This is a genomic window from Candidatus Trichorickettsia mobilis (assembly GCF_963422225.1).
GTDB lineage: Bacteria > Pseudomonadota > Alphaproteobacteria > Rickettsiales > Rickettsiaceae > Trichorickettsia > Trichorickettsia mobilis_B.
In genome coordinates, this window is the sequence record NZ_OY728607.1 from 1,579,835 (window position 1) to 1,603,086 (window position 23,252).

Sequence of the window (23,252 nt, forward strand, 5' to 3'; positions counted from 1 at the left end):
TTGACGTTCAATTTTAAAAACCGTGAACGGTCACTTGACTTTGGATGGTTCAGCTACGGAGGTAAGCACTCACTTTTCTTCAGTATAAACCCCCCATAAGAATTCTTTTTGTAACCATCCTTTATATTCTCCACATTGAATTTTACACCAATTCTCGGTAGCTTTATGAAGTTGGCAACGAACATTGGGTGCTAGTTTTGCAATAATTTTATTTTCATTGTTTGGTGCAGCTAGCATTGGTACAATATTCTTAGCAATAACCACTATAAATCGTTTGGCAGATAATACACTTGCATGAATCCAACCTCCTTCACCTTTAAGATCGCGAACTAGTCGCCATTGTCCATATTCTTCAATAATTTCTACTGGCTCTCCTTTTTTAATAAATATCCATTCAATAGATGATTTAAAGTGTGGTCCAGCTCTAGCATTAACTTCATTAGACTTAATAGAAACAAATCTAGGTAGTGATAATTTTTTATTATCTGCTTGAACAATTCCAGAATATAATAAATAAATAATTATCAAGAAGCCTGCTAGGGCATTATTTTTAATCATTTTCTTCTGAGGTATCATAATCACGTTTAGCAATTAAGTAGTTACCAGATCTGAATTGTTCTTTTATACGATTAATCTCATGTTCACTTACACCGACAGATTTAAGAGTTGCTCCGCCGAGTTGTAAGCCAGTCTCATAATCCTCAGGCACAATCATAGTTGCTCCAGCTTCATAAAATTCATGAGCTTTCTTGAGGCTTTTTAGTCTGACAATAATATTGCGATCTGAAAAATTATTACAAATTGACTTGAGAGATTTTTTAATAGTTACTTCATTATTCATTGTTAATACTATAGCACTGGCTCGTTCAATACCGATAGCTTTTAAGGTTTCTACTTGTGATATATCGCCTGCAAAAATTGGAATACCATTACTGAGCTCTTCGGTTACGACATTATGATTAACATCAAGTACGATATAATTAAGTCCTTCTGCTTCCAGGACACGTGCAATCATTTTACCTACTTTACCAAAACCAGCAATAATTATGTGGTTTACCAAATCACGGGCGCCAAGTTCAATAATTTGCACAGAAGTTTTGCCAAGGCTACGTTCCATTATTTCAGTAATTTTCTGACCAAGCATTGCTAGCAATGGAGTAAGTGCCATCGTACAGGTAACAACTAATAATAGTATATTAGCATCGCTTTCCTTAAGAAGGCCATTATCTTTGCCAAGACTAAATAAAATAAAAGCAAATTCTCCTCCTTGAGCAAGTAATAAACCTGAATGTAGGGCAGTGCCTTTATTAAAGCCAAATAACACACATAAAGCAGAAATTATTAAAGCCTTAATAATAATTAAAGCTATAGATAAGGTAATAATATGAGATATTTGTTGATAAATTTCATTTACATCAATTTTCATGCCTACTGTCATAAAAAATAGACCTAATAAAAGACTTTTAAAAGGATAAATACTTTCTTCTGCCTGTAATCTGAAATCAGTTTCTGCTACCAATACTCCTGCAACAAAAGCGCCAAGTGCTAAAGATAGTCCAAAATATTCAGTGCCGAGAGCGGCAGAAAGCACAATCAGTAAGGTCATTGATATCGGTAATTCACTACTATCACCACTTTCTGATGAAATTAAGCTAAATAACGGTCTTAGTAGTAATCGGCCGGCAATAAAAATGCCAAGTAAAGCTATTATAGCTTTACCGAGAGCAATGCCTAATGCCATAAATAAAGAAGTTTCACCACCACTTCCAGATAATATAGGCACTATTACTAAAAGAGGTACTACGATAAAGTCCTGTAAGATCAGGATGGCTAACGAAATTCTACCAACCTGAGTGGATTGACTTCTGTTTTCCTCTACCACTTGCATCACAATAGCAGTAGAAGATAAGGCCAGTCCTCCGCCAATTACAATTGCAGCACTGCTATCATCACTAATTAATACTACTGCTCCGGCTATTACTGTTGCGGTTATTAGTACTTGCAGCAAGCCAAGACCAAAAACATATTTCCGCATAGCTTTTAATCTTTCAAAAGATAATTCCAAACCTATTGCAAATAATAGAAATACCACCCCAAATTCGGCTAATAATGTTGTCTGTGAATAGGTAACTATTTTAAGACCATTGTCACCAATTACTGCTCCAGCTACTAAATATCCTAATACTGGACTTAGCCTTAATCGCTTAAACACAGCGACAACAAAAACTGCAGCTGCAATTAAAGTTATTACGCTAACCAGAACATGTCCTTCTGCTGCCATATAAATTATTAGTCCCAGTTTATTATTTACTTAGTTACGTTCTACGAGTTGAAGTTAACAAGCTATCATTAGAATTTTACTTATGCAAGAAATCATCTAAATTTCTACTATTATTTTATGCTTTTTTCATTACTTCTTTGATTAAAGGTATTGTAATATTACGTCGATGTTCTAAAGCAAAGCTATTGACTTTCGTTAGTAAATAGATCATTTGATCAAATTCTCTAGGCAAATGCGCTAACAAAAAATTAAGCACTTGCTCTGATAAGTTAATAGAATAATTAGAAAAATATTTAAAAATTAGTATTTGCATCAACTGATCATCTGGTTGTGCAATTGTAAGCTTGAGAATAGAATTTATCCTTGAAGTAAGATCATGTAATGTAAAATTATTCAATGCATTGCCGGTGGTTATTAGTAAGTATTTTTTGTTCTCATTAAAAAAGTTAATATAATGCAGTATATCTTGTGATAACCAGTTAAGCTCCATATCTTCTATAATGAAGGCATCGTATAGTTCTAGCAACAACGGTGATAAAGTATCATCTCGAGATAAGGTAAAAGCATTAGCAGTTTGCTGCCATATCTTAGTGATATGAGTCTTGCCAGAAGATTTAGGTCCATAAAGCAGTATACAGAAGGGGTATGGTAATACCCCCCAGTGATTGGGCCATTGTCGAATTATAGTATAAGCATAATGGTTTGATGAAGATACAATGAATTCGTCTAAATGGTAAGAAGTAGTCGCGCTGAAAGGCAAGGTAAATTGTTGCATAATTAGGCTCTGTGAATAAAGATTTTAATGGGCTTATTTATGTGTTTTTTGTTTGCAAAATAACAAAGATTTTTTGAAATAAATAAGTTATTCTCGCAAAATTTTATTATTTTTATGAGCGCGGATTTTGAGAAATCGTCAAGCTTTGAGCGAAGCTTTAGTTCGCGTGGCAATTCAGTCTTATCAGCCCTTGTATCTTTGGATATTGTCTTTATAGTTAATAACTATAAGATACTTGAGGCACCAAGTAGAAGGCTAGTATATATTGCAGCCTAGGACTATGATCTTGTCTCAAAGATAAGTAACTAGCCTTCGCATACTCATTAAAGATCGGACGGTATCTGAGGTATTGAAGTTAATCGACGAACCTGTATTTACAAGATTGATCTTTGGGTAATTCTACTTATTATTAGCATAAAAGGTTAGTTGTGAGCAACATTATTTTAGGTGTAGATATTTCAAAAGCAACATTTGATGTAGCGTTATTAAATGATAATAAGGTAAAAACCAAAAAGTTTAATAATACTGCAAAGGATTTGCCGAACTAAACCAATGGTTAGAAAAGTGTGTGATCCATGTACCTATATTACAATCCAATTGTCTAAAAAAGTTAAAACTAGCCGTTATGAATCATTAGCAAAGCTTTATGAGAACGCTCCAAAATTGATTTTAAAAAATGGGATATAATAATCTTGAAGTCAATATACGACTTACAAAGCTGGCGACCAACGTCATTGCGAAGAGCTTTAGCTCTGAAGCAATCCAGTTCTTTGCACTAGATCTTCTGGATTGCTTCGGCTAAAAGCCTCAGCTCAGAGACTTTTTTTAAAAACTGTGAACGCTAACCAAGTGCTTTTTGCTATATAGCACTTGGTTGAGGCAGTGTTTTTGATTCATCACTAGATTCGATCGCTTTATTAAACGATTCTGCTTCATGTGTAATAGGTTCTTGATTAGGTTGGGAATTATTTTTTATGTCTATAGAAGCTGGTTTATCTATGATTTTTGTATGTTTTGCTTCTACAACATTATTGTGTGAATTAGTCTGTTGCTGTTGTTGTCCTTTCAGCTCTTGTAGGTTAGTTGTTTCCATAGGGCATTTATAACGAACTAGATCTTTCTTTGCTTCGCTTAACATTGATTTTATTTGTGAAAGTTCGCGTTGAAGTTTTTGTTCGCCATTATCTTCGCTAGCAACTTTTTTACTTACCTCAGCAAGTGACGGATATCCTTCACTATCATCAAATTCTGTAGCAAAAGAAGATTGATAATTTTGCAACCGTTGCTTTTGTTTATTTTTTTTCATAGCATCACGCTTAATCATCTTCATGTACATTTGACGATTACGTTTGCTGCTATCTGATCCTTCTTGCAGGTCATCATCTTCATCAAAATCATCATCTTCATCAAAATCATCATCCTCATCAATATTCTCATCAATTACATTTTTTTTGGCCATAGAGATATATTTTTTATTATATAAAGGCTTGCGCTTGCCCCCTTCAAAGCCTTTAGCATCTACCCATTTGTTGTTGGCTGATTTTTTAAAATAACCACGAAAACTATCGCTACATCCGGTTAACAGTAAGCCACTGAAAATTAATAGGATAACTTTTTGATACATACTTAAATACCTAAATTATAATGTTTTGTACTTCTATTTGTACTTCAAAGCTAATTATACATAAAGCTTATAATTGTCTCAATCTCAATTCCAATAATTTGTTGAATTAGCAGGTAATAATTTTTTCTACTGTGTCTGCAAGAATCTTATGCCCCTTACTTTTTCTTTGTAATAAATTACGTGAGGTAGATGTTAATATACTGCGATCACTAATTAACTCAAAAATTTTATTAGCAATTTGAGTAGGTGTAACTGAATGTTGTTCAAAACACCATCCAGCTTTTTGGTTTTGCACTGCTTGAGCATTATAAAATTGATGATTCTCCGCTGCATGAGGAAAGGGAATAAAGATAGCAGGCAAGCCAATTGTAGTTAGTTCAGCGATGGTTGAGGCGCCGGCTCTGGCGATAATTAGTTCAGAGTTACCATAAAGTTCAGCGATATTATGAAAAAAATCAGATAATTGATAAGAAATTCCAAGTGATGCATAAAGTGAGTTTACTGCATCATAGTCTTCTTTAAGTACTTGTTGAGTTACTTGTAACTTTATATTAGGATGTTGTGTCATTAAGATAGTTATACTTTCTGGAATTAACGTAGAAAAAATTCTGGCTCCTTGGCTGCCACCAATAACCAAAATTCTAAAAAGAACGTTATTAAAATTATTTTTAGTCGGAATATTTCTGATATGGTTACGAATTATGTCGCCGGTAATCACAATTTTATCTTGGTAATGACTAACATTTTTAGTTTCCTGGTATGATAGCGCTATAACTTTAGCAAATCTTGCCAAAGTTATATTGGTTTTTCCCATAAAACAATTTTGCTCATGAATGACTAGCGGAATGCGAGCTAATATTCCGGCTAACATTGGTGGAAAACTTGGATATCCACCAAAACCAATGATAATGCTGGCATTATTCTTAACAATTACTAACAATGCTTTTAGAGTGCTCAGCATCATTCTCATCACTGATTTAATTTTTGTGAGCAAAGATTTAGTATCTAGCTTAAAATCTATTACATGAGTAATTAACTTTAGATCAGAAGTTAGATATTTTTGACAGCGTAAATCAGTAATCAGATGTACCGTATATCCACGTTTTATCAGTTCTTCTCCTAAAGCGATGGCTGGAAATAGATGACCGCCAGTACCACCAGCAGCTAAGATGATCGATTTTTTCATCAGTATGCACCATTATTATAGAGTTTGATTACACTGATACCAATTATTAGAATTAAACTAGCACTAGGAAAGCGAAGGTCGAGTACCGCAGCGTACTTTAAGTACGTGAGGAGCGCAGATCCTGAAGTTTGACAACGTGATAGTTAATTATAACAATTGGTATTATAGGTGGATGTCCTGTATCTTGTACTGAGTAACAGAAGGTGCTTGCTTGGTTAGACCAAGCATAATGCCCATGCCAATAGCAATGGCAATTGTTGAAGAGCCACCATAACTAATGAAAGGCAATGTCATGCCCTTAGTGGGCAATAAATTTAACGTTACCCCGATATTAATAATCGATTGTAGACCAAATTGAGCAATAATACCAGTTGTTGCTAGTTGAATAAATTTATCTTCTATATTGATAAGTTTATATAAACATCTGATTACTATAAATGCAAAAGTAGCTATTATAGTCAAACAGATAATAGCCCCAAATTCTTCACCAGCAACTGCGAAAATAAAGTCTGTATGTGAATCTGGAAGGCTCTGTTTTACTGCTCCTTCGCCAGGACCACGACCGTATAATCCACCATGCTCAAAGGCCATAATCGATTTTCTTACTTGATAATTTTCACTGCTTTCTGGATCAAGGAAGCTATTTATTCTTACCGCGACATGTGGTAGAAAAAAATAGGCCAATAATATCCCAAATATACTGGTCATGAACGCAAAAATAATCCAGAATATAGGTAAGCCGGCAACAAATAACTGTACACCAAAAACAGCGGTTACCATCACCAGCATGCCAAAATCTGGTTGAGTAACCAGTAATCCTGCAACAATAAGGTATAATATTGCACAGATGATAAAACCAGGAAACTCTTCTTCAGATTTTAAAGATAATAACCATCCAGTAACAACTGCAAACAGGGGTTTAATAAATTCTGATGGTTGTAACGAAAAACCACCTACATTAATCCACCGTACCGCCCCTTTAACTTCATAACCATAAAATTTTACTAAAACCAATAAGATGGCATTTATTAAGAATCCTAGAATCGCTAGTTTTTTTAATTGATTTTTATCTAATGATGAGGCTGCAATAATTACGAAAATAGCAATTAATAAATAAAAAGGTTGTCTAGAAGAAAAATAATGTTCATCTAAACCGATACGAGCCGCTACCATTGAACTAGAAGTAGTGACTAATATTAAGCTGAAACAAAATAAGATTATTAAAGAAATAATAATCTGTTGATCGATGCTTCGCCACCATTGTCTAAAAAAACTAGTTTGATAATAACGCATGGAAACTCAGTTTTTTAGTACAAAATTTGATAAACATTTCTCCACGTTGTTCAAAGTTTAAAAATTGATCGTAGGAGCTGGCTGCTGGTGCAAGCAAGATATTCATTTGTTTTTTATTGTCAAGAGTGGAGCAAGCATCTATTGCATCACGAAAAGCTGCGTCAACTGCTTCTTCTAGATCTTCACATATACGCACATTTACTGTGGTACCAGCTAAAGTTTTAGCAAATAATTCCTTATCTTGTCCGAATAAGTATGCTTTACTTATTCGATTAAACCATGGTTTTATGACTTCAATACCTCCACTTTTAGCAATACCACCAGCTAGCCAATAGATATTATCAAGAGTTGAAATCGATTTTATAGCGGCTTCAGCATTTGTTGCCTTGCTGTCGTTATAAACTTCAATAGACCTCTTTCGAAACTCTACTTTTGTGACCAATTTGTACGTCGATGCGGTGCTCAAATCCTCACGTACATCAGAGTACGCTCCGGTTTTGCGCTCCCCGTCTCCTTCAAATTTGCTCACAGAAGCGAGTTTCGAAAGAGGTCTAATATTATTTATGGAGCCTATATATTGCATACGATGCGGTAAACCAGAGAAAGATGAGAGTGCTTGTACTATTTGTTCAGGTTTTACCTTTGCAAGGCGGCAGGCTGCATAGCTTGCTGCAATATTTTCTCGGTTATGGGCACCTTGTAAAGATTTGAGATAAGGTAATTCAATAATTACTGACTCATCTCCAATATTATCATATATGATATTTTCTAGTACGCTAATACCACCTGGTTGTTGCTCTGTTGCAGAAATAGGAATAATTTTCATTAAAGATTTAGGTCGTTGTTTGAATTGAGCATAAATATTTTTAGTAATAATATTATCAACACCAATTATCCGATAACACAAACTATCTGTAGCTATGGGCAGTAAAATTTTTTGTTTGGCGTTAATATAATTATCCATGGTCAGGTGTCGATCGAGATGATCGGGAGTAATATTTAATAATATAGCAATCTTTGCGCTAAAACTATTGATTAATTCTAATTGAAAAGAAGATAGTTCTAAGACATACCCAGCTTTATTCGAGGGCAGGCTAAGTGCAGCATTGCCAAGATTACCGCCAGCAGGATAGTCTATGCCGGCAAATTGTAAAATATGGGCAATTAGTGCGGTAGTAGTGCTTTTACCGTTAGTACCGGTAACTGCTATAAAATCTGCATTATGATATTCCTCAAATAACAGATCAATATCTGAAGTGATGGTAATTTTGTTGGTTTTAGCTATTTTTACCAAAGGATGAGATAATGGAATGCCAGGGCTCAATAATATTTTGTCTAGCTGTGTCCACTCATGGTGAGCCAAGTCAACAATCTTAGAGTCAGGATAAATTTTTTGAAATTTTTGACAATTATCATAATTATCATCATAACAAATAAGTTGCCTGGCTGTCGATGTTAATGCGGCATAAGCAGCAATACCGGTTCTGTTAAGCCCAAATATGCCAATTTTTTTACCAGCTTGCGAAAGTAAGTGTATCATAATTTAGAAATTATATTTAATGTATGATATAATAGCTGATTTTATTATTATTCTCAATATGGTTCAGTGGATTACTTTACCTGGTACATCAGATTATCAGCAAACCATAAAATTAATGGAAGATACGGTAGCTTCAGTGATTTCTGGCGCTGGCTTTGAAACTATTTATTTATTAGAACATAATGAAGTATATACGGCAGGAAGTGGCTTTAAGGCTAATGAGTTGTTGAATAGTAATGGAATACCAGTAGTTTATACTGGTAGAGGCGGTAAATTTACCTATCACGGCAAAGGGCAAAGGATAATTTATCCGGTGTTAAATTTATCTATTGCTAGAAGATCTAAAGATCTAAAATTATATATTCGCATGTTAGAAAGTTGGATCATAAATGTTTTAAAGCAAATAGATATTGAAGCTTTTACGATCTACGATAAAGTTGGTATCTGGGTTAGATATTTAGGGCAGGAAGCAAAAATTGCTGCTATTGGTATACGAGTGAGAAAGTGGGTAACTTATCATGGAATAGCAGTAAATATTAGCACTGATCTAAGAAAATTCTCCGGCATCATTCCATGCGGTATTGCAGGTGGACATGTATTATCTCTATCGGCTTTAGGAGTTTCAGTAACACTTGATCAGTTTGATTATATTTTACAGCAAGAGTTCAATAAAATAGGTTTCTAGTTTCAAGCTAGTATCGCTATAATATTGAACAGTTTGCTATATAATTCATGTGAGTGTTGTTTGTGGTTTTTAGAAAAAGTCGTCATTGCGAGGCGTTGCCGAAGCAATCCAGTCTTTGATAAGGCTTCTTACTCGAGCTGCAACTGGATCACCACGGAGCCTTACGGCTCCTCGTGATGACATCTTGTATGTTGGTATACTAACGTTTAAACTTAAAAACTTGTGAACAACTCTGACTAATTCAGCTTAATTTACTATAATATATTACCTTAGATTTCAGGGTCAATTCCAATCAAAGCTATACTGAGTGCTTCATTGGCTATCTCTAGACCATAGTGAGCCATTTGAAGATCATTATTTATCTCAATTGCTTTTTTATAGCTGTCAATCGCCTGCTCATATTTGTTTAATTTGTACGAGGTATAACCTAAAACATAGAGAGCTTTAACCTCCTCATTATCAATCTTAACTTTATCACTATTACTAACTAGGTTGGTCATCTTATTGAGACAGACTAAGGTTTCTTTTAACTGATTTTCCTTGTTTCTTTGATTTTTCTCTATTGGAATTAAAGTATAGAGGCTATGAATTTTTTCTTTGTAAGCATCTAAAAAGTTAGGTTTGCTGTTAATTGCTTGATCGAAACAGACCAGTGACTCTTCGTATTTATCCAAAGACTGAAGAACTAAACCTGTTTGATAGTAGATTTCAGCTTTATGAGCATCGCATAATAGCGAAATTGCTACATTAAGGCAAGCCAACGCCTCTTCACTTCTATCTAAATTCACGAGAATCTTACTTTTTTCAATAGACCTCTTTCGAAACTGGACTAAATATGCTATAAAGTCGAATTTACTTAATTTAGAACTATATGAGATATAAAAATTTAAGCATTTTATCGGAAGAGCATTTTAGAAGATTAACTGGGGTAAGAAATAGTACATTCGAAAAGATGGTAGGGATTTTAAAGACAGAGAAACAAATAAATAGGAGGTACCAAGGTGGCAGAAGAGCTAGTCTTAGTATGGAAGACAGCCTATTAATGACACTTGAATATTTAAGGGAATACCGTACCTATTTTCATATAGCTAAGAATTATGGGCAGGACTTACGCAAATCGCACGACAGGGCTCTTTAATTCCTGGATTAAATAGTTCCTTAATAACCCGCTCTTTAGCTGATATACGGTGCTAGAAGCAGCATTTGCAGCTTTTTTCAAACAATTCCAGACCATGATAGCGCAAGCTATATGATTTCTCTGTATTCTTCCTATTCTACATTGGCACTTTTCAATACCGGTGACTTGCTTGACTTCACGATGAAATTCCTCAATCTTCCACCTGAAGCCATACTCTTGTTGTACAGCATCAAGCGAATTTTGAGCCATGTCGTTTGTGACGACATAGTCAGTTCTGTTGGTAGAAACAGTTACTCTGAATAATTTCACTTTATGATCTTTAGGAAATTTATGAATCTTGATAATCTTACCGTTGCTAATATCATCAGTACTCCAATCCAAAGAATCAACTCTACAGTAAGCCTTATTACCGTTGCTATCGTCTACTAAACGATTACTTTTGATAGGACAATAGTAATATTTACCGATAGTTTCTATTTGAAGTAGAATCGAGGTTGTCGCATACCAACTATCCATAAGTACTGTGTTAAATGCAACCTTTTTGCTATAATGAGCATTACGCAGCATTTCTTTAACGTGATCTATTTTAGTTAAACCGTCTTTATCGGGATTGAATATCCTATAATCTATTATCCAAAACTTATTCTCTTCAGGATTAACATAAACACAGGTCACAATACCTATGCCTTTTATTACTTCCTTGGCATTGCCGCTATATTGATACCTGACTTCATCTATATTATTCGAGTAACTTTTATCTAATACGCTATCGTCAAATAGCAACTTGCCGTTAGCGCTGAAGATAATCTCTTCTTTACCGTGTTCCCATATTAATCTTGGTGATAATTTAGCATTCGCTAGATATCTTCTGACCCTGTCGTCGCTTAAACCTTCTACATGATCAGCAAAATTTGTAATAGTATAATTTGTCTGGCTCGATAATAAATACTGACAATAATCTATTCTTGTAGTCATCTTATACTCACAATCTAAATTACATTATACTCCCATAATATCTCGATTCTTATCTAATTTCATTAGTCTTGCGGAAGTCCTGATGGGGTTAGCGAAAGCAGTGCATTTAAAACAATTCGTTTTGTTGAAGACACTCTAATAAAACATCCGGATTTTGCTCTTCCAGGTAAGAAGGCTCTAGTTAAAAGCGGTATGGAGTATGAATTAGTTTTAATAGATGCTACAGAAAGCCCTATAGAGCGACCCCAAAAAAACAGAAATACTATTACTCAGGTAAAAAGAAAAGACATACGTTAAAGACTCAAATAGTAGTAGATAAGAAAAGCAAACGAGTCATATGCACTTCTTTTTCCAATGGTAAGCGTCATGATTTTAAATTATTTAAAGAATCAAGAACCCATATACTGCCTGAGGTTAAAGTGATTACTGATACTGGTTATCAAGGCTTACAGAAGATTCATACAAATTCTGAGCTACCAAAGAAAAAGAGTAAAAAGAATGCTTTAACCAAAGAAGATAAGAAAAATAATAGAAGTTTAGCAAGTGACAGAGTATTAAATGAAAATGTTATAGGTATGTTAAAGCGTTTTAAAATAATTGCTGATAAATATCGAAATAGACGCAAAAGATTTGGTCTTAGGTTCAATTTAATTGCTGGTTTATATAATTGGGATCTTGGTAAATGAGTTTCGAAAGAGGTCTAATATAATTTATATGAGCCCAGGGATATATATTGATTGCCTGAGTGAAACAGACTAATGCCTCTTCTGTATTACCTAAGCGCTTTAAGATGTCACCTTTATTATGGTAAAGCATGGTAGCGACTTGTTCATCTTTTAAAATTTGAGAATAAGACGCGATTGCATTATTGTAGCAGTCAAGTGCTTCTATGAGCATATTTAAGTGATGATGGTAGACACAAGATTGAATGTGCCAGGCTTCAAAACAATTAGGATCTAGTATAATTGCCTTGTTGCAGCAGTTAAGTACCTCGTTGTACTTAGCTGAATTATAAAAGATTTTGCCTTGCTTACACCAAAATTCTGGATCTTGTGATTCGAATGCACCTTTGTTGATAAGGTTGGTAACACCGGCATGGAGAAATGGTTCAAGATATAATAGACCTCTTTCGAAACTCATTTACCAAGCTCCCAATTATATAAACCAGCAATTAAATTGAACCTAAGACCAAATCTTTTGCGTCTATTTCGATGCAATTATTTTAAAACGCTTTAACATAATTTATCACCGATAACATTTTCATTTAATACTCTGTCACTTGCTAAACTTCTATTATTTTTCTTATCTTCTTTAGTTAAAGCATTCTTTTTACTCTTTTTCTTTGGTAGCTCAGAATTTGTATGAATCTTCTGTAAGCCTTGATAACCAGTATCAGTAATCACTTTAACCTCAGGCAGTATATGGGTTCTTGATTCTTTAAATAATTTAAAATCATGACGCTTACCATTGGAAAAAGAAGTGCATATGACTCGTTTGCTTTTCTTATCTACTACTATTTGAGTCTTTAACGTATGTCTTTTCTTTTTACCTGAGTAATAGTATTTCTGTTTTTTTGGGGTCGCTCTATAGGGCTTTCTGTAGCATCTATTAAAACTAATTCATACTCCATACCGCTTTTAACTAGAGCCTTCTTACCTGGAAGAGCAAAATCCGGATGTTTTATTAGAGTGTCTTCAACAAAACGAATTGTTTTAAATGCACTGCTTTCGCTAACTCCATAATTCTTAGCTATATGAAAATAGGTACGGTATTCCCTTAAATATTCAAGTGTCATTAATAGGCTGTCTTCCATACTAAGACTAGCTCTTCTGCCACCTTGGTACCTCCTATTTATTTGTTTCTCTGTCTTTAAAATCCCTACCATCTTTTCAAATGTACTATTTCTTACCCCTGTTAATCTTCTAAAATGCTCTTCCGATAAAATGCTTAAATTTTTATATCTCATATAGTTCTAAATTAAGTAAATTCGACTTTATAACATATTTAGTCCAGTTTCGAAAGAGGTCTAATATACTACAGCCATCATTGAAAATATTGGTTTTGCCATAATATTTTGCAGCAGTGATATAAGATATAAACATTTCTACACTATTTATATCTCTTAACATTTTTGGACAATTTTCTGGTTTGATACCATCAACTTTATTACCGTCATATAGATATACAAACACACCAGCTTGCTGATACGGTGCGTAGGTTAGTACTATTTTTTAGTATAGGAATTTCAAAAATTTTACCAAAAATATTTTTTTGAAAATTTTAAAATTTTCTTTAAAAATTTGGTTGTTAAATTGTGATATTAGAAATTATTGACACTTGTATAAAAATCTTCTCTTAAAATCTATCTCAAAATAGGCCAATTTTTTAAAATTATATTAACGTGGCGTGAAGCAACGGTTCACCATATGAATATCACCGAGGCGTTCACAATAATTCATTGATCTTCACTAATAACAAGGGTGGAGATAAACCGTAATAAACCTGTCTCAGGCTCATAAATTGATTACAGTTTGGACAAGATAACGGATCTTTTTTAAAGTTTAACCAAATCATTAATCTCCAGTTCAATGACTTGATTTTCTTAGGTATAATTTGGTTTATCGCCTTATATACAATAGGTAGTTGTATTCCTCTAGTTCTGTTAGATAAAAAGCCGTAGTACCTTATTATACCAATTGCAATAATTAACGCGGTGGCCTAAAATGGATTTTTAACGGATAAAAGGTACTCAAATAGCTAAGTTAATATTGCCGCTAGGTTTTCATGATCATGATTTTATAAAAATGATGAAACATGAGCCGCATGGTCGGAATCGCATACGTTTATTGGCGATGTATCACCTTCAATTAGGCAAATCTTTTAAAGCCATATCTGCAATAGTGAAGTTGCACTGGAAAACCGTGCAATCATGGCTCAGAAGATTTAGAAATCATGGTTTTGAAGGTTTATTTGAATCACAAAGAAGCGGCGCTCCTAGGAAGATTAACACTCTACAAGAATCTGCTCTTTTTGATAAAATCAATATGCTCAGTGAAAGTGAAACTGGCGGGTATATAACCGCAAAGGAGCTACATAACATGTTGCTTGAGGAATATGGCGCTAAATGCGCTTTAAAAACAGTCTACAATACTATGCATCGCCTTGGTTTTAGCTGGATTACTTCTCGTTCAATGCATCCAAAGTCAAATCAAGAGACTCAAAATACATATAAAAAAACTTCCCAGACATGTTAACAGAATTATTACCAAAAAATATCGATAGATGTAACGTTGATATATGGTCTCAGGATGAAACTCGAGTTGGGCAACAAGGTAGCTTAACTCGTATATGGGCTAAACGCGGCACTAGACCCCGTAAAGTTCGGCAACAGCAATTCATTTCAACATACATTTACGGAGCTGCTTGCCATGATACGGGAGAATCTTTTGCATTAATTTTACCATATGCCAACACACGGGCAATGAATAAATTCTTAGAAGACCTTTCTCTCACTACTCAAAGCAACCGACATATAGCTTTACTAATGGATAATGCAGGTTGGCACACAGCCAAAAAACTAACTGTTCCAAGCAATATCACTTTGATACCGCTTCCGCCTTATGCACCAGAACTTAATGCAATGGAACAAGTTTGGGAGTGGATCAAAAATCATTTCTTGTCTAACCAATGTTACGGTGCATATGAAGATATTGTCACTATGGCTTGTTACGCTTGGAATCAACTTGCTCAGAATGTAGATTTAGTAAAATCAATTATGTATAGAGACTGGATAAATACACCGTGTTAATTATTGCAATCGGTATTATTCGAAAATAACGATCGGGTATGTGCATAATCAGGCTAGATATAAACTGCAGTACAGGCATTGTGACGTGATCAATCGTGTTATTGTAGTGGTCAAGAAATCTAAACGTTACTTGCAGTCCATCATATTCCTCTATTCTTGCCTCAGAAATAGGAGGTCGTTTTATATATCGCCCTAAATAGTTTATGTTGCGTTTATGATCGTCTGATGGTTTTTGCAAATAAACATACCAACTGATTTCATATAGGCCGATCATCCAGTTGTTAAAATCGCCATCATTTTGATATTTCGACGGTAATTTCAAATTACTTGAGGCGTATTCTGAGCGAAATAACTCAAGAATTCTATGTCTCCACATTTTTTTAATAGGCTCGGCAGGGAAAAATAATTTACGCCAATTACCCTTGCTATCTATACCGCCGCAAGTAACCGATAAATGGATATGAACATTACGTTTTAAATCTCTACCGAAGGTGTGCAGGGCAGTAAATATAGCGACTACAATCTTTTTCTTTGTTGCTATTTCCTTAATAATTCCGGCGGCAACAGCAGAAATTAATCCAAACAGATTGCGATTAAGCCAAAATATTGGCCATAATGAGTCGGGCATTGTAAATGTAATGTGCTGCCAACGTGTCTTTGGTAGAACATTGGTAGCTTTACTTATCCATTGATCTGTTTGCTTCTTACCGCAACGAGAACAAAATCTACCTTTACAACTAAATACTACTGATTTACCGTGATCACATGTAGGGCAGCTATAACTCTTAAATCCTAAATATTTCGTTCCGCACAATATAACTTTAGTAACGTTAAAGATAATACCATACCTCAGCTCGCTATATTTTTCAGTGAAATCGACGCCAATTACCCCGATCAAGAAAAATATGTTTTATAGAGATTCCTTTACCGATTATTTCCATCTTTTACTCTGATTATTTGTAATGACTTGCATATTACCTTTGATAACAGAAGTTGGCAAGAGATGTAAAAAGCTAAGCTGCCACCGATAGGTGGCTTATCTTGTGTCTATCAGCAGTAAGTAATGTTTGAGTAATGGAAAAATCATTTTCTTTCGTAATAATACCTATAATATCTAAAAAATTGTCAATATAATATAAATTAAATGTTGTTGCAATTATAAAATGCAACTATAAGGAGGTGATTTTAAGTTTTGATTTAACTTTAGCGCTTAGGTTAAGTAAAACCAAGGTTCTGACATTTTAACTTGAAAATATTTAGATCTCAGTTATAATTTTCAAACTTTTACTTAGAGCATGTCTTGAAAGTAAATAAATTCACACGCAGTATATATGTTAGTCCAGAGAGGTGCTCTGGGAGCTTAAGATTCTGCGGCGGGAGATAGTTTGAAATCCAATGTTTTAAACTACTCAATAACTAACATTTAAATTTTTAAGGAGATATAATGTCAAAGCTACCAGTTGTTAGCATTGCGGAATTACTTGATGCCGGAGTTCATTTTGGCCATAAAACAGCTCGTTGGAATCCAAAAATGGCGCCGTATATTTACGGTATAAAGGACGATATTCATATTATTAATTTACAACAGACAGCGGCTCTTATTCCGATAGCACTTAATGTAATTTATGAAACAGTGAAAAATGGTGGCAAAGTTTTATTCGTAAGTACTAAAGTTCAAGCAAGCGATATTGTTGCTGAATATGCAGAAAAATGTGGGCAATATTATGTTAATCATAGGTGGCTTGGTGGAATGTTAACTAATTGGGGCACTATTTCTCGTTCTATAAAGAAGCTAGATAATCTTGAGAAAATTTTGAACAACGAAGAGGAAGCTGCTGGGTATACCAAAAAAGAAACTTTGGAGATTACTCGCAAAAAAGACAAATTAATTAAGTCCTTGGGTGGAATTCGTAATTTGCATGATAGACCTGATTTGTTAGTAGTAATTGATACCAACAAAGAACATTTGGCGGTAAAAGAGGCGGTTAAGCTTGAAATTCCAATGGTAGCGGTGGTTGATACTAATTCTGATCCAGACGCTATTCAATTTCCTATTCCAGGAAATGATGATGCTATGAGATCTATTAGGTTATATTGTCAGCTATTTGCAAAAGCGGTGCTTGCAGGAGTTGAGGATGCTCTTGTGGCTAGTGGTGTCGATATTGGAGCAATGGATTCTTCAGAAATGACAACTAAAAATATTAGTGGTATTACTAAATTCAAGCAACCAAAAAGAATCTCCAAAGCTACTGCTGTAGATGTAGAAACTAAAACTGCAGAAGAGTTTGAAATAGGGTTGCAGGCTGATAATAAGCAAGACTAAGGATTTACCAAGATACTTCAAAAGTTGCTAGGAAAACAAGCGGTGAGCATCCGTAGCTCTTATACGTGAGGACATGCGAATCCCGAAGTTTGATGCACCAAATCTTGAAGTATCGCAGGTATACACAGATTATAAATTAAGTTGAGAGAGTAAAATGATTAGTGCATCACTTGTAAAAGATTTAAGAGAAAAGACCGGTGCTGGGATGATGGATTGCAAAAAAGCTCTGTTGGAAACAAATGGAGATTTTGAAGCAGCAATAGATTGGTTAAGAACAAAAGGACTAGCTGCTGCTGCTAAAAAAGCTGAAAGGATAGCGGCTGAGGGGCTGGCTGCTGCTGTAGTTGTAGGCAACACAGGAGCAGTAGTGGAAGTTAATTCGGAAACTGATTTTGTTGGTCGTAACGAAAAATTTCAACATTTAGTGAAAGCAATTGGCGAGTTAGCTGTGCAGTGCGATAATTTGGAATCATTGAAAGTGGCTTCTATGCCAAGCGGCAAGTCAGTAGCTGATGAAATTATAGAGAACATTTCTACTATTGGTGAAAATATCAATTTACGACGAATGAATGTGGTAAAAGTCCAAGATGGAGTTGTTGCTTCTTATGTTCATAATAGTGTGGTTGAAGGGCTCGGCAAAATAGCGGTAATAGTGGGTTTGGAGTCAAAAGCAGCTGATAAAACTAAACTTAAAGCATTGGGTAAACAGATAGCAATGCATATTGCGGCATTAAAACCACAAGCATTAAACCAATCTGATTTAGATCCTGCGTTAATACAACGTGAACGTGATATTTTCTTTGAACAATCTCGAGCTTCTGGTAAACCAGATAATATTATTGAAAAAATGATTGAAGGTAGAATTCGCAAGTTTTTTGAAGAAGTAGTTCTAGTGGATCAAGTGTTTGTTATTGATGGCAAATTAAAAATTTCTGAGGTACTGGCGAATGCTGCAAAAGATTTAGGTGCTGAATTAACTATTACCAATTTTGTTCGTTATGAAGTTGGGGAAGGTATAGAGCAGGAAGATAAAAATTTTGCAGATGAAGTTGCAGCAGTGATGAAGTAAGCATTGCGTACACAAGTGTTCATATACAAGAGACGTCATCACCACGGAGCTATTAACTCCGTAGTGATCCAGTTGTATCGAGAGAGTTCGCTGAACTGTGTCAAGTCGTCATTGCGAGGCGTAGCCGAAGCAATCCAGAAAAAACTCATATAGCATATTAACTGGATTGCTTCGACCATAAATGGTCTCGCAATGACGAACCTTATTTTCAATTGACACAGTTCATTTAACACTCTCGTTGTATCTCGAGTAAGGAGCGTATCTTATAAAGACTGGATTGTTTCGATTTTTAACAAAATCTATGACGACTTTTTCTAAAAACTGTGAACGCTTACAACAAAATAAATTTAATTAGAGGGTAATTATTATGAATAAAAATATATTTATTACTTTATTGTGTTGTTTAACACTTGTAGCTTGTAGTGGAAGATCGCATCCTAAAATGATTAGTTTTACTCCGGCTAGTGTCGTAGTGGATTATTCAGATAATGATTTATATGAAGCAACCGGATTAGCTCAGCAATTTTGTTCGTCTATAAATAAAGATGCTCAGTATGTCAGGACTAATGAAACAGGTTGGGTATCAAAAGAGCGTCATGCTTTTTTTAATTGCATAGAATCTGCCAATAAGAATGCTCACCATAATAGTAATAGTAATACTACCACTCCGATTATTAATAATTTTAAATAAATTATAATAGACCTCTTGCATAACCTAGAAGGTTACGGAATTTTTTAGACAAAAATGCAGGGGAGGATCACAAGTGTTCTATGTGTGTGTTGCGTCTTGAGTCAAATTATGACGACAAAATTATAAACCAGATTAGTTATGCAAGAGGTCTAATAAAATGCGTGATAAATTAAGTATAATACTTGTTGCTGGTGTTTTAAGTCTTAATATTGCTGATATTGCAGCGCAAGATAATGACGATATACCACAGGAAAAATGTTACTGCATAGCAAAAGCTGGTCGTAATGATTGCGCTAATAAGTCACATAGTTGTGCTGGACTGGCTACTAAAGATTTTGATTGCTCCGAGTGGATGTATGTTGCCAGTGGATCCTGTAAAGAAGTTGGTGGCTCAGTAGAAAGCAAATAATTCTCTAGATATACCTAAATGAGAAATGCTATTGTTCCAAATGCTTGTGGTGTAGGGTTACGGGATGTTCACTATGATATAGTCACTGCTTTGATGCCACCTATTCCATGGCTTGAGGTGCATAGTGAAAATTTTTTTACCTCAAGCAATTATGTTCATCATGTTCTAGAAATAATAACCACTCATTATCCTGTTAGCTTTCATTCTGTTGGATTATCTCTTGGTTCTACTGATCGTTTAGATAGCAATCATTTAAAAAAATTAAAAAATTTAATAAGTCTGTATAAGCCGGTACTAATTTCAGAGCATTTAGCGTGGAGTTCAGTTGAAGGCGTATTTTTACATGATTTGTTGCCACTGCCATATTGTTCAGATTCTTTGCAGCTTTTGTGTGACAAGGTGCAGCAAGTACAAGATTATTTAGGGCAACGAATTCTAATTGAAAATCCTGCTTTATATGTTAAATTTCCAGAATCTACAATCCCAGAATATGATTTTCTTAATCAACTGGTAGAAAAAACTGATTGTGGTATTTTACTGGATATAAGTAACTTATATATTAGTAGTCATAATCTTTCATTCGTAGCAGAAGAATATCTTGCTCAGATTAATACCGATGCAATATATGAAATACATTTAGCTGGTTTTAGTCAATCTGCTAAAGGATTATTAATTGATAGCCATAATGGTGCAATCGCTGAGGTTGTGTTGGTATTATTTGAGTATTTCATTAAGAATTATGGTGTACGTCCGGTTATATTTGAACAGGATCAAGATATTCCAGTTTTACAGGAGTTAATTGATCAAGCAGAGAAAGTAAATGCTATCATCAAAGAATATGTTGCTTAGAGATTGGCAGATTAATTTTAAAAATTTTATTTGTGATCAAGAAGCGGTTAATTTTGTGGCGGTGCCGTTGACGGGGCTTGATATTTACAAAGCAAATTATTTTGCTAAATTAACAATAGCACTTAAAAACAAATTTACTAATACAGCTAAATATTTACAAGATAAGTTTACTAAATTAGCTTTTAAATATATTTTCCTACATCAATCAGCTATTGGTAACCTGGATGAATATGGTGACTTATTTCCTACTTTTTTGAAAGAAAATGATTTAGCTTTAGCTAGTGATTTAGCTAGTATTGATTTGATGATATTTAATACAGTGACTAATTATGCAACTGATATGCTTGATTCTTCTCAAGCAATCAATGTCATAGTAGAAGATTTAGATAGACTATGTTTTATCTTAAATAAAGCCGTCAATCTAGTGCAAGTATCCAGAGCAGCATATCAATTATGGGAAGCAATGGCAGAAGATAAAACTGTAGCAAACGAAATAGATCTTGAGACTCAAGGTCTAATAAGCTATCCTAAACAATTTAAAGCTGTACTGAGATCTATAAATATAGGCCAGTATCATTGGCTCAAAGCTGTACAGCAAAACAAAAATATATTAGCAGCAACAGAGATAGCATTGATGTACGATTTGCAGTTTGAGTTAAAGCAAATATTAAATTTTTGCTTTAAACACAAATTAGTAAGTGAAATATTTTATCAAAAAGAAACTTAATTATATATTATCGTCATTTTGTTTTTTATCATTATCACTTTGCATACCATCTTTAAAAGCTTTAAGGCCTCTTCCTAAATCAGACATTACTTGTGGTAATTTTCCGGCTCCAAACAATACGAGTATTATTAGTAAAATTATTAATAAATGGCTTAAGCTCATCCCCATATACGAATACCTAGCATAAAAATTAAAGCACTTATAACCATAACGTGGTTTAGTAAATTAATCCACCAAACAATTTGAAATGATAATAATTTTGTACGCAATGCCTAAATATCTTGCTTATTATAATGAAATATGGTACAAATCTTTTAAGTCATTAAGAAATAATATGATATCGCATTTTCTCATTAAATCAATATCTCTTCGAAAGCCTCAAGGTAGGGGCGTTGTATCTTTGTTATATCCATTTTAGTCAATTCTTTGTTTTATATATTTAGTTGTTGTTATATAGGCGCTATATAAGGCTGTATAATAACAAGTAATATGTGCTTATCATGAAATTAAAGAAGTAAATAATAATTTTTATGTAATTGGTTTTATATGTCGAATAATAAACTTGGTTTTTGGGCAGTATTTGCCTTGGTTACTGGTAGCCAGATTGGTACCGGTATTTTAATCTTACCTACTAATTTGGCTCCTTTTGGGTTTCTGAGCATAGTTAGTTGGGCTTTTTCGATTGTCGGTGTATTATCTTTAGCGATGGTATTTGCCAATCTTTGTCGATATTTTCCTGAGACTGGTGGGCCTCATGTATATGTAGAGCGTATATTTGGCAGAAATGCTGCTTTTTTTATTGGCTGGACCTACTGGTTAGTTTCATGGATTAGCTCAACTGCTGTAGTAGTAGAGGCTATGGGATATTTATTGCCGTTGATTGAGATAAACAATCAATTTATATGTCTTGGATTAGAAATATTATTATTGCTGATTATTACTGGTCTCAACTTTAGGGGAGTGCAAGCAGCTGGAGCAGTCGAACTAATATTAGTGGCATTCAAAATCTTACCACTAATAATTATTCCAATTGGAGCATTATTTTACTTTAATCTAGATAACTTTGTTATTGATAGTTCAGTGAAGGATGATAGCAATTCTACAAATTGTGCAAAGATTGTTTTATTAACTATATGGGGGTTTGTCGGACTTGAATCTGCGACTACGGCAGCGGGCTCTGTTTCTAACCCTGGAAAAATTATACCAAGAGCAGTAATTGCTGGAACATTAGCTGTAGCTTTTCTCTATTTTACTAATGTGTTGAGTATTATGGGATTGATAAAAGGCAGTGATTTAATGCATTCAAGATCACCATATGTTGATGCTGCGCGTCATGTTTTTGGGGGGCAATGGCATTTGTTAATATCAATAATTTCTTCCATGGTATGCATAGGAACTTTGAATGCTTGGACTTTAGTAAGTGGTCAAATTGCTTTAGGGTTAGCCGAAAGTGGTTTTCTACCTAAAATCTTTGCAAAAAAGAATGTTAATGGCGCGCCAGTATTTGCTATTACTATCAGCACAATAGGGATTATAATATTGTTAATATTGACCGCTAATAAATCGATGGTACAACAAGTAACGGCGATGATTAATTTCTCTACCACTTCTTTCTTATTTGTCTATCTTGTTTGTGCTGTAGGGCTAGTTAAATTTTTATTGACCAATAGCGAACATAGAAGTTTATTTAAGTTACTTACGGCTTTAGTTGCGGTTATATTTTCGCTTTGGGTAATTTATGAGACCCCAATTACTACATTGATGATCGCAAGTCTATTTACTGTTAGTGGTATACCACTATATTTATCATGGTATAGTAATGGTAAGGCTACTGAGTTTTCGGGTGACAAAATTTGATAAATAATTTATAAAATACATA

Annotated in this window: 25 protein-coding genes and 3 pseudogenes; 13 read left to right on the forward strand and 15 right to left on the reverse strand. The window is 34.3% G+C overall.

Annotation, left to right across the window (positions count from 1 at the left end; all coding sequences use genetic code 11):
* Positions 1 to 69: 69 nt before the first annotated feature.
* The 7 genes from R2I74_RS07550 to murD form a co-directional block, all read right to left on the reverse strand.
* Complete coding sequence (locus R2I74_RS07550) at positions 70 to 558, reverse strand: SH3 domain-containing protein (protein WP_316355052.1); 489 nt, start codon at positions 556 to 558, stop codon at positions 70 to 72.
* On the reverse strand, positions 551 to 2,281 hold the full coding sequence (locus R2I74_RS07555; protein WP_316355054.1) for a monovalent cation:proton antiporter-2 (CPA2) family protein: 1,731 nt from the start codon (positions 2,279 to 2,281) through the stop codon (positions 551 to 553). Before R2I74_RS07555 ends, R2I74_RS07550 begins: the two co-directional genes overlap by 8 nt.
* 115 nt (positions 2,282 to 2,396) lie before the next feature.
* On the reverse strand, positions 2,397 to 3,056 hold the full coding sequence (locus R2I74_RS07560; protein ID WP_316355056.1) for an HdaA/DnaA family protein: 660 nt from the start codon (positions 3,054 to 3,056) through the stop codon (positions 2,397 to 2,399).
* Positions 3,057 to 3,915: 859 nt separating this feature from the next.
* Positions 3,916 to 4,680 carry a hypothetical protein gene (locus tag R2I74_RS07565; RefSeq protein ID WP_316355057.1) on the reverse strand — a complete coding sequence of 255 codons (765 nt, stop codon included), beginning with the start codon at positions 4,678 to 4,680 and terminating at the stop codon, positions 3,916 to 3,918.
* Between the two features lie 106 nt (positions 4,681 to 4,786).
* Positions 4,787 to 5,866, reverse strand: coding sequence for an undecaprenyldiphospho-muramoylpentapeptide beta-N-acetylglucosaminyltransferase (gene murG, locus R2I74_RS07570; RefSeq protein ID WP_316355059.1), 1,080 nt, complete (start codon positions 5,864 to 5,866; stop codon positions 4,787 to 4,789).
* Between the two features lie 162 nt (positions 5,867 to 6,028).
* Positions 6,029 to 7,159 carry a putative lipid II flippase FtsW gene (ftsW, locus tag R2I74_RS07575; RefSeq protein WP_316355061.1) on the reverse strand — a complete coding sequence of 377 codons (1,131 nt, stop codon included), beginning with the start codon at positions 7,157 to 7,159 and terminating at the stop codon, positions 6,029 to 6,031.
* Complete coding sequence (gene murD / locus R2I74_RS07580; RefSeq protein WP_316355063.1) at positions 7,140 to 8,699, reverse strand: UDP-N-acetylmuramoyl-L-alanine--D-glutamate ligase; 1,560 nt, start codon at positions 8,697 to 8,699, stop codon at positions 7,140 to 7,142. Before murD ends, ftsW begins: the two co-directional genes overlap by 20 nt.
* A 58-nt stretch (positions 8,700 to 8,757) precedes the next feature.
* On the opposite strand from murD, the gene lipB reads away from it, so the two are divergent.
* Positions 8,758 to 9,384, forward strand: a complete 627-nt coding sequence (gene lipB / locus R2I74_RS07585) for a lipoyl(octanoyl) transferase LipB (protein ID WP_316355354.1) — start codon at positions 8,758 to 8,760, stop codon at positions 9,382 to 9,384.
* A gap of 269 nt (positions 9,385 to 9,653) precedes the next feature.
* On the opposite strand, the gene R2I74_RS07590 is transcribed toward lipB, so the two are convergent.
* Complete coding sequence (locus tag R2I74_RS07590) at positions 9,654 to 10,172, reverse strand: tetratricopeptide repeat protein (RefSeq protein WP_316355065.1); 519 nt, start codon at positions 10,170 to 10,172, stop codon at positions 9,654 to 9,656.
* Between the two features lie 83 nt (positions 10,173 to 10,255).
* Between R2I74_RS07590 and R2I74_RS07595 the strand changes: the two genes are divergently transcribed.
* Entirely contained in the window at positions 10,256 to 10,522 is a 267-nt protein-coding gene (locus R2I74_RS07595; RefSeq protein WP_394355836.1) for a transposase family protein, read from the forward strand.
* Here the strand turns inward: R2I74_RS07595 and R2I74_RS07600 are convergent.
* On the reverse strand, positions 10,493 to 11,497 hold the full coding sequence (locus R2I74_RS07600; RefSeq protein WP_316353273.1) for an IS701 family transposase: 1,005 nt from the start codon (positions 11,495 to 11,497) through the stop codon (positions 10,493 to 10,495). The genes R2I74_RS07595 and R2I74_RS07600 overlap by 30 nt on opposite strands.
* Positions 11,498 to 11,581: 84 nt before the next feature.
* Between R2I74_RS07600 and R2I74_RS07605 the strand changes: the two are divergent.
* A pseudogene (locus R2I74_RS07605) lies at positions 11,582 to 12,183 on the forward strand (IS5 family transposase); the annotation flags it as partial.
* Here the strand turns inward: R2I74_RS07605 and R2I74_RS07610 are convergent.
* The 4 genes and pseudogenes from R2I74_RS07610 to R2I74_RS07625 all read right to left on the reverse strand — a co-directional run bounded on the left by R2I74_RS07610 (position 12,140) and on the right by R2I74_RS07625 (position 14,086).
* Positions 12,140 to 12,637: a tetratricopeptide repeat protein gene (locus R2I74_RS07610; RefSeq protein ID WP_316355067.1), complete on the reverse strand. Its 498-nt coding sequence runs from the start codon at positions 12,635 to 12,637 to the stop codon at positions 12,140 to 12,142. The pseudogene R2I74_RS07605 and the gene R2I74_RS07610 overlap by 44 nt on opposite strands.
* Positions 12,634 to 13,463: pseudogene (locus R2I74_RS07615) on the reverse strand (IS5 family transposase). The gene R2I74_RS07610 and the pseudogene R2I74_RS07615 overlap by 4 nt, the downstream one beginning before the upstream one ends.
* Complete coding sequence (locus R2I74_RS07620) at positions 13,453 to 13,689, reverse strand: hypothetical protein (protein ID WP_316355071.1); 237 nt, start codon at positions 13,687 to 13,689, stop codon at positions 13,453 to 13,455. Before R2I74_RS07620 ends, R2I74_RS07615 begins: the two are co-directional and overlap by 11 nt.
* A 253-nt stretch (positions 13,690 to 13,942) precedes the next feature.
* On the reverse strand, positions 13,943 to 14,086 hold the full coding sequence (locus tag R2I74_RS07625) for a hypothetical protein (RefSeq protein ID WP_316355074.1): 144 nt from the start codon (positions 14,084 to 14,086) through the stop codon (positions 13,943 to 13,945).
* A 179-nt stretch (positions 14,087 to 14,265) separates the two neighbouring features.
* Between R2I74_RS07625 and R2I74_RS07630 the strand changes: the two genes are divergently transcribed.
* Together R2I74_RS07630 and R2I74_RS07635 are read left to right on the forward strand one after the other, a co-directional pair.
* Entirely contained in the window at positions 14,266 to 14,751 is a 486-nt protein-coding gene (locus R2I74_RS07630) for a helix-turn-helix domain-containing protein (RefSeq protein ID WP_316353080.1), read from the forward strand.
* Positions 14,745 to 15,305: an IS630 family transposase gene (locus R2I74_RS07635; protein ID WP_316353004.1), complete on the forward strand. Its 561-nt coding sequence runs from the start codon at positions 14,745 to 14,747 to the stop codon at positions 15,303 to 15,305. The genes R2I74_RS07630 and R2I74_RS07635 overlap by 7 nt, the downstream gene beginning before the upstream one ends.
* Here R2I74_RS07635 and R2I74_RS07640 read toward each other — a convergent pair.
* Positions 15,271 to 16,203 (reverse strand): IS91 family transposase, encoded by a 933-nt coding sequence (locus R2I74_RS07640; protein WP_316355076.1) that lies wholly within the window; start codon positions 16,201 to 16,203, stop codon positions 15,271 to 15,273. The two genes, R2I74_RS07635 and R2I74_RS07640, sit on opposite strands and share 35 nt — an antisense overlap.
* Before the next feature lie 546 nt (positions 16,204 to 16,749).
* On the opposite strand from R2I74_RS07640, the gene rpsB reads away from it, so the two are divergent.
* From rpsB to R2I74_RS07670, 7 genes and pseudogenes are all read left to right on the forward strand, one after another.
* The gene (gene rpsB / locus R2I74_RS07645) at positions 16,750 to 17,628 is read left to right on the forward strand and encodes a 30S ribosomal protein S2 (RefSeq protein ID WP_316355078.1); all 879 of its coding nucleotides are present in this window, start codon (positions 16,750 to 16,752) and stop codon (positions 17,626 to 17,628) included.
* An 11-nt stretch (positions 17,629 to 17,639) separates the two neighbouring features.
* Positions 17,640 to 17,749: pseudogene (locus R2I74_RS08240) on the forward strand (DNA-3-methyladenine glycosylase); the annotation flags it as partial.
* 33 nt (positions 17,750 to 17,782) lie between these two features.
* Positions 17,783 to 18,697 (forward strand): translation elongation factor Ts, encoded by a 915-nt coding sequence (tsf, locus tag R2I74_RS07650; protein ID WP_316355080.1) that lies wholly within the window; start codon positions 17,783 to 17,785, stop codon positions 18,695 to 18,697.
* Positions 18,698 to 19,064: 367 nt separating this feature from the next.
* Positions 19,065 to 19,388: a hypothetical protein gene (locus tag R2I74_RS07655; protein ID WP_316355081.1), complete on the forward strand. Its 324-nt coding sequence runs from the start codon at positions 19,065 to 19,067 to the stop codon at positions 19,386 to 19,388.
* A 157-nt stretch (positions 19,389 to 19,545) separates the two neighbouring features.
* Positions 19,546 to 19,797: a BufA1 family periplasmic bufferin-type metallophore gene (locus tag R2I74_RS07660; protein ID WP_316355083.1), complete on the forward strand. Its 252-nt coding sequence runs from the start codon at positions 19,546 to 19,548 to the stop codon at positions 19,795 to 19,797.
* Positions 19,798 to 19,815: 18 nt separating this feature from the next.
* Positions 19,816 to 20,646 carry an MNIO family bufferin maturase gene (gene bufB / locus R2I74_RS07665; protein WP_316355085.1) on the forward strand — a complete coding sequence of 277 codons (831 nt, stop codon included), beginning with the start codon at positions 19,816 to 19,818 and terminating at the stop codon, positions 20,644 to 20,646.
* On the forward strand, positions 20,636 to 21,373 hold the full coding sequence (locus R2I74_RS07670; RefSeq protein ID WP_316355087.1) for an HvfC/BufC family peptide modification chaperone: 738 nt from the start codon (positions 20,636 to 20,638) through the stop codon (positions 21,371 to 21,373). Before bufB ends, R2I74_RS07670 begins: the two co-directional genes overlap by 11 nt.
* Here R2I74_RS07670 and tatA read toward each other — a convergent pair whose 3' ends face one another.
* On the reverse strand, positions 21,374 to 21,541 hold the full coding sequence (tatA, locus tag R2I74_RS07675) for a twin-arginine translocase TatA/TatE family subunit (protein ID WP_316355088.1): 168 nt from the start codon (positions 21,539 to 21,541) through the stop codon (positions 21,374 to 21,376). It lies immediately after the preceding gene.
* Positions 21,542 to 21,919: 378 nt separating this feature from the next.
* On the opposite strand from tatA, the gene R2I74_RS07680 reads away from it, so the two are divergent.
* Positions 21,920 to 23,230: an APC family permease gene (locus tag R2I74_RS07680; protein WP_316355089.1), complete on the forward strand. Its 1,311-nt coding sequence runs from the start codon at positions 21,920 to 21,922 to the stop codon at positions 23,228 to 23,230.
* Positions 23,231 to 23,252 lie beyond the last annotated feature (22 nt).

What these genes read in the sequence shown, in the direction of transcription:
- murD (WP_316355063.1), bottom strand. Translation starts at nt 8,699, where the DNA reads ATGATACACTTACTTTCGCAAGCTGGTAAAAAAATTGGCATATTTGGG.
- tsf (WP_316355080.1), top strand. Translation starts at nt 17,783, where the DNA reads ATGATTAGTGCATCACTTGTAAAAGATTTAAGAGAAAAGACCGGTGCT.
- murG (WP_316355059.1), bottom strand. Translation starts at nt 5,866, where the DNA reads ATGAAAAAATCGATCATCTTAGCTGCTGGTGGTACTGGCGGTCATCTA.
- R2I74_RS07680 (WP_316355089.1), top strand. Translation starts at nt 21,920, where the DNA reads ATGTCGAATAATAAACTTGGTTTTTGGGCAGTATTTGCCTTGGTTACT.
- R2I74_RS07550 (WP_316355052.1), bottom strand. Translation starts at nt 558, where the DNA reads ATGATTAAAAATAATGCCCTAGCAGGCTTCTTGATAATTATTTATTTA.
- R2I74_RS07610 (WP_316355067.1), bottom strand. Translation starts at nt 12,637, where the DNA reads ATGAGTTTCGAAAGAGGTCTATTATATCTTGAACCATTTCTCCATGCC.
- rpsB (WP_316355078.1), top strand. Translation starts at nt 16,750, where the DNA reads ATGTCAAAGCTACCAGTTGTTAGCATTGCGGAATTACTTGATGCCGGA.
- tatA (WP_316355088.1), bottom strand. Translation starts at nt 21,541, where the DNA reads ATGGGGATGAGCTTAAGCCATTTATTAATAATTTTACTAATAATACTC.
- bufB (WP_316355085.1), top strand. Translation starts at nt 19,816, where the DNA reads ATGAGAAATGCTATTGTTCCAAATGCTTGTGGTGTAGGGTTACGGGAT.
- R2I74_RS07595 (WP_394355836.1), top strand. Translation starts at nt 10,256, where the DNA reads ATGAGATATAAAAATTTAAGCATTTTATCGGAAGAGCATTTTAGAAGA.
- ftsW (WP_316355061.1), bottom strand. Translation starts at nt 7,159, where the DNA reads ATGCGTTATTATCAAACTAGTTTTTTTAGACAATGGTGGCGAAGCATC.
- R2I74_RS07635 (WP_316353004.1), top strand. Translation starts at nt 14,745, where the DNA reads ATGTTAACAGAATTATTACCAAAAAATATCGATAGATGTAACGTTGAT.
- R2I74_RS07660 (WP_316355083.1), top strand. Translation starts at nt 19,546, where the DNA reads ATGCGTGATAAATTAAGTATAATACTTGTTGCTGGTGTTTTAAGTCTT.
- lipB (WP_316355354.1), top strand. Translation starts at nt 8,758, where the DNA reads ATGGTTCAGTGGATTACTTTACCTGGTACATCAGATTATCAGCAAACC.
- R2I74_RS07600 (WP_316353273.1), bottom strand. Translation starts at nt 11,497, where the DNA reads ATGACTACAAGAATAGATTATTGTCAGTATTTATTATCGAGCCAGACA.
- R2I74_RS07560 (WP_316355056.1), bottom strand. Translation starts at nt 3,056, where the DNA reads ATGCAACAATTTACCTTGCCTTTCAGCGCGACTACTTCTTACCATTTA.
- R2I74_RS07670 (WP_316355087.1), top strand. Translation starts at nt 20,636, where the DNA reads ATGTTGCTTAGAGATTGGCAGATTAATTTTAAAAATTTTATTTGTGAT.
- R2I74_RS07555 (WP_316355054.1), bottom strand. Translation starts at nt 2,281, where the DNA reads ATGGCAGCAGAAGGACATGTTCTGGTTAGCGTAATAACTTTAATTGCA.
- R2I74_RS07565 (WP_316355057.1), bottom strand. Translation starts at nt 4,680, where the DNA reads ATGTATCAAAAAGTTATCCTATTAATTTTCAGTGGCTTACTGTTAACC.
- R2I74_RS07655 (WP_316355081.1), top strand. Translation starts at nt 19,065, where the DNA reads ATGAATAAAAATATATTTATTACTTTATTGTGTTGTTTAACACTTGTA.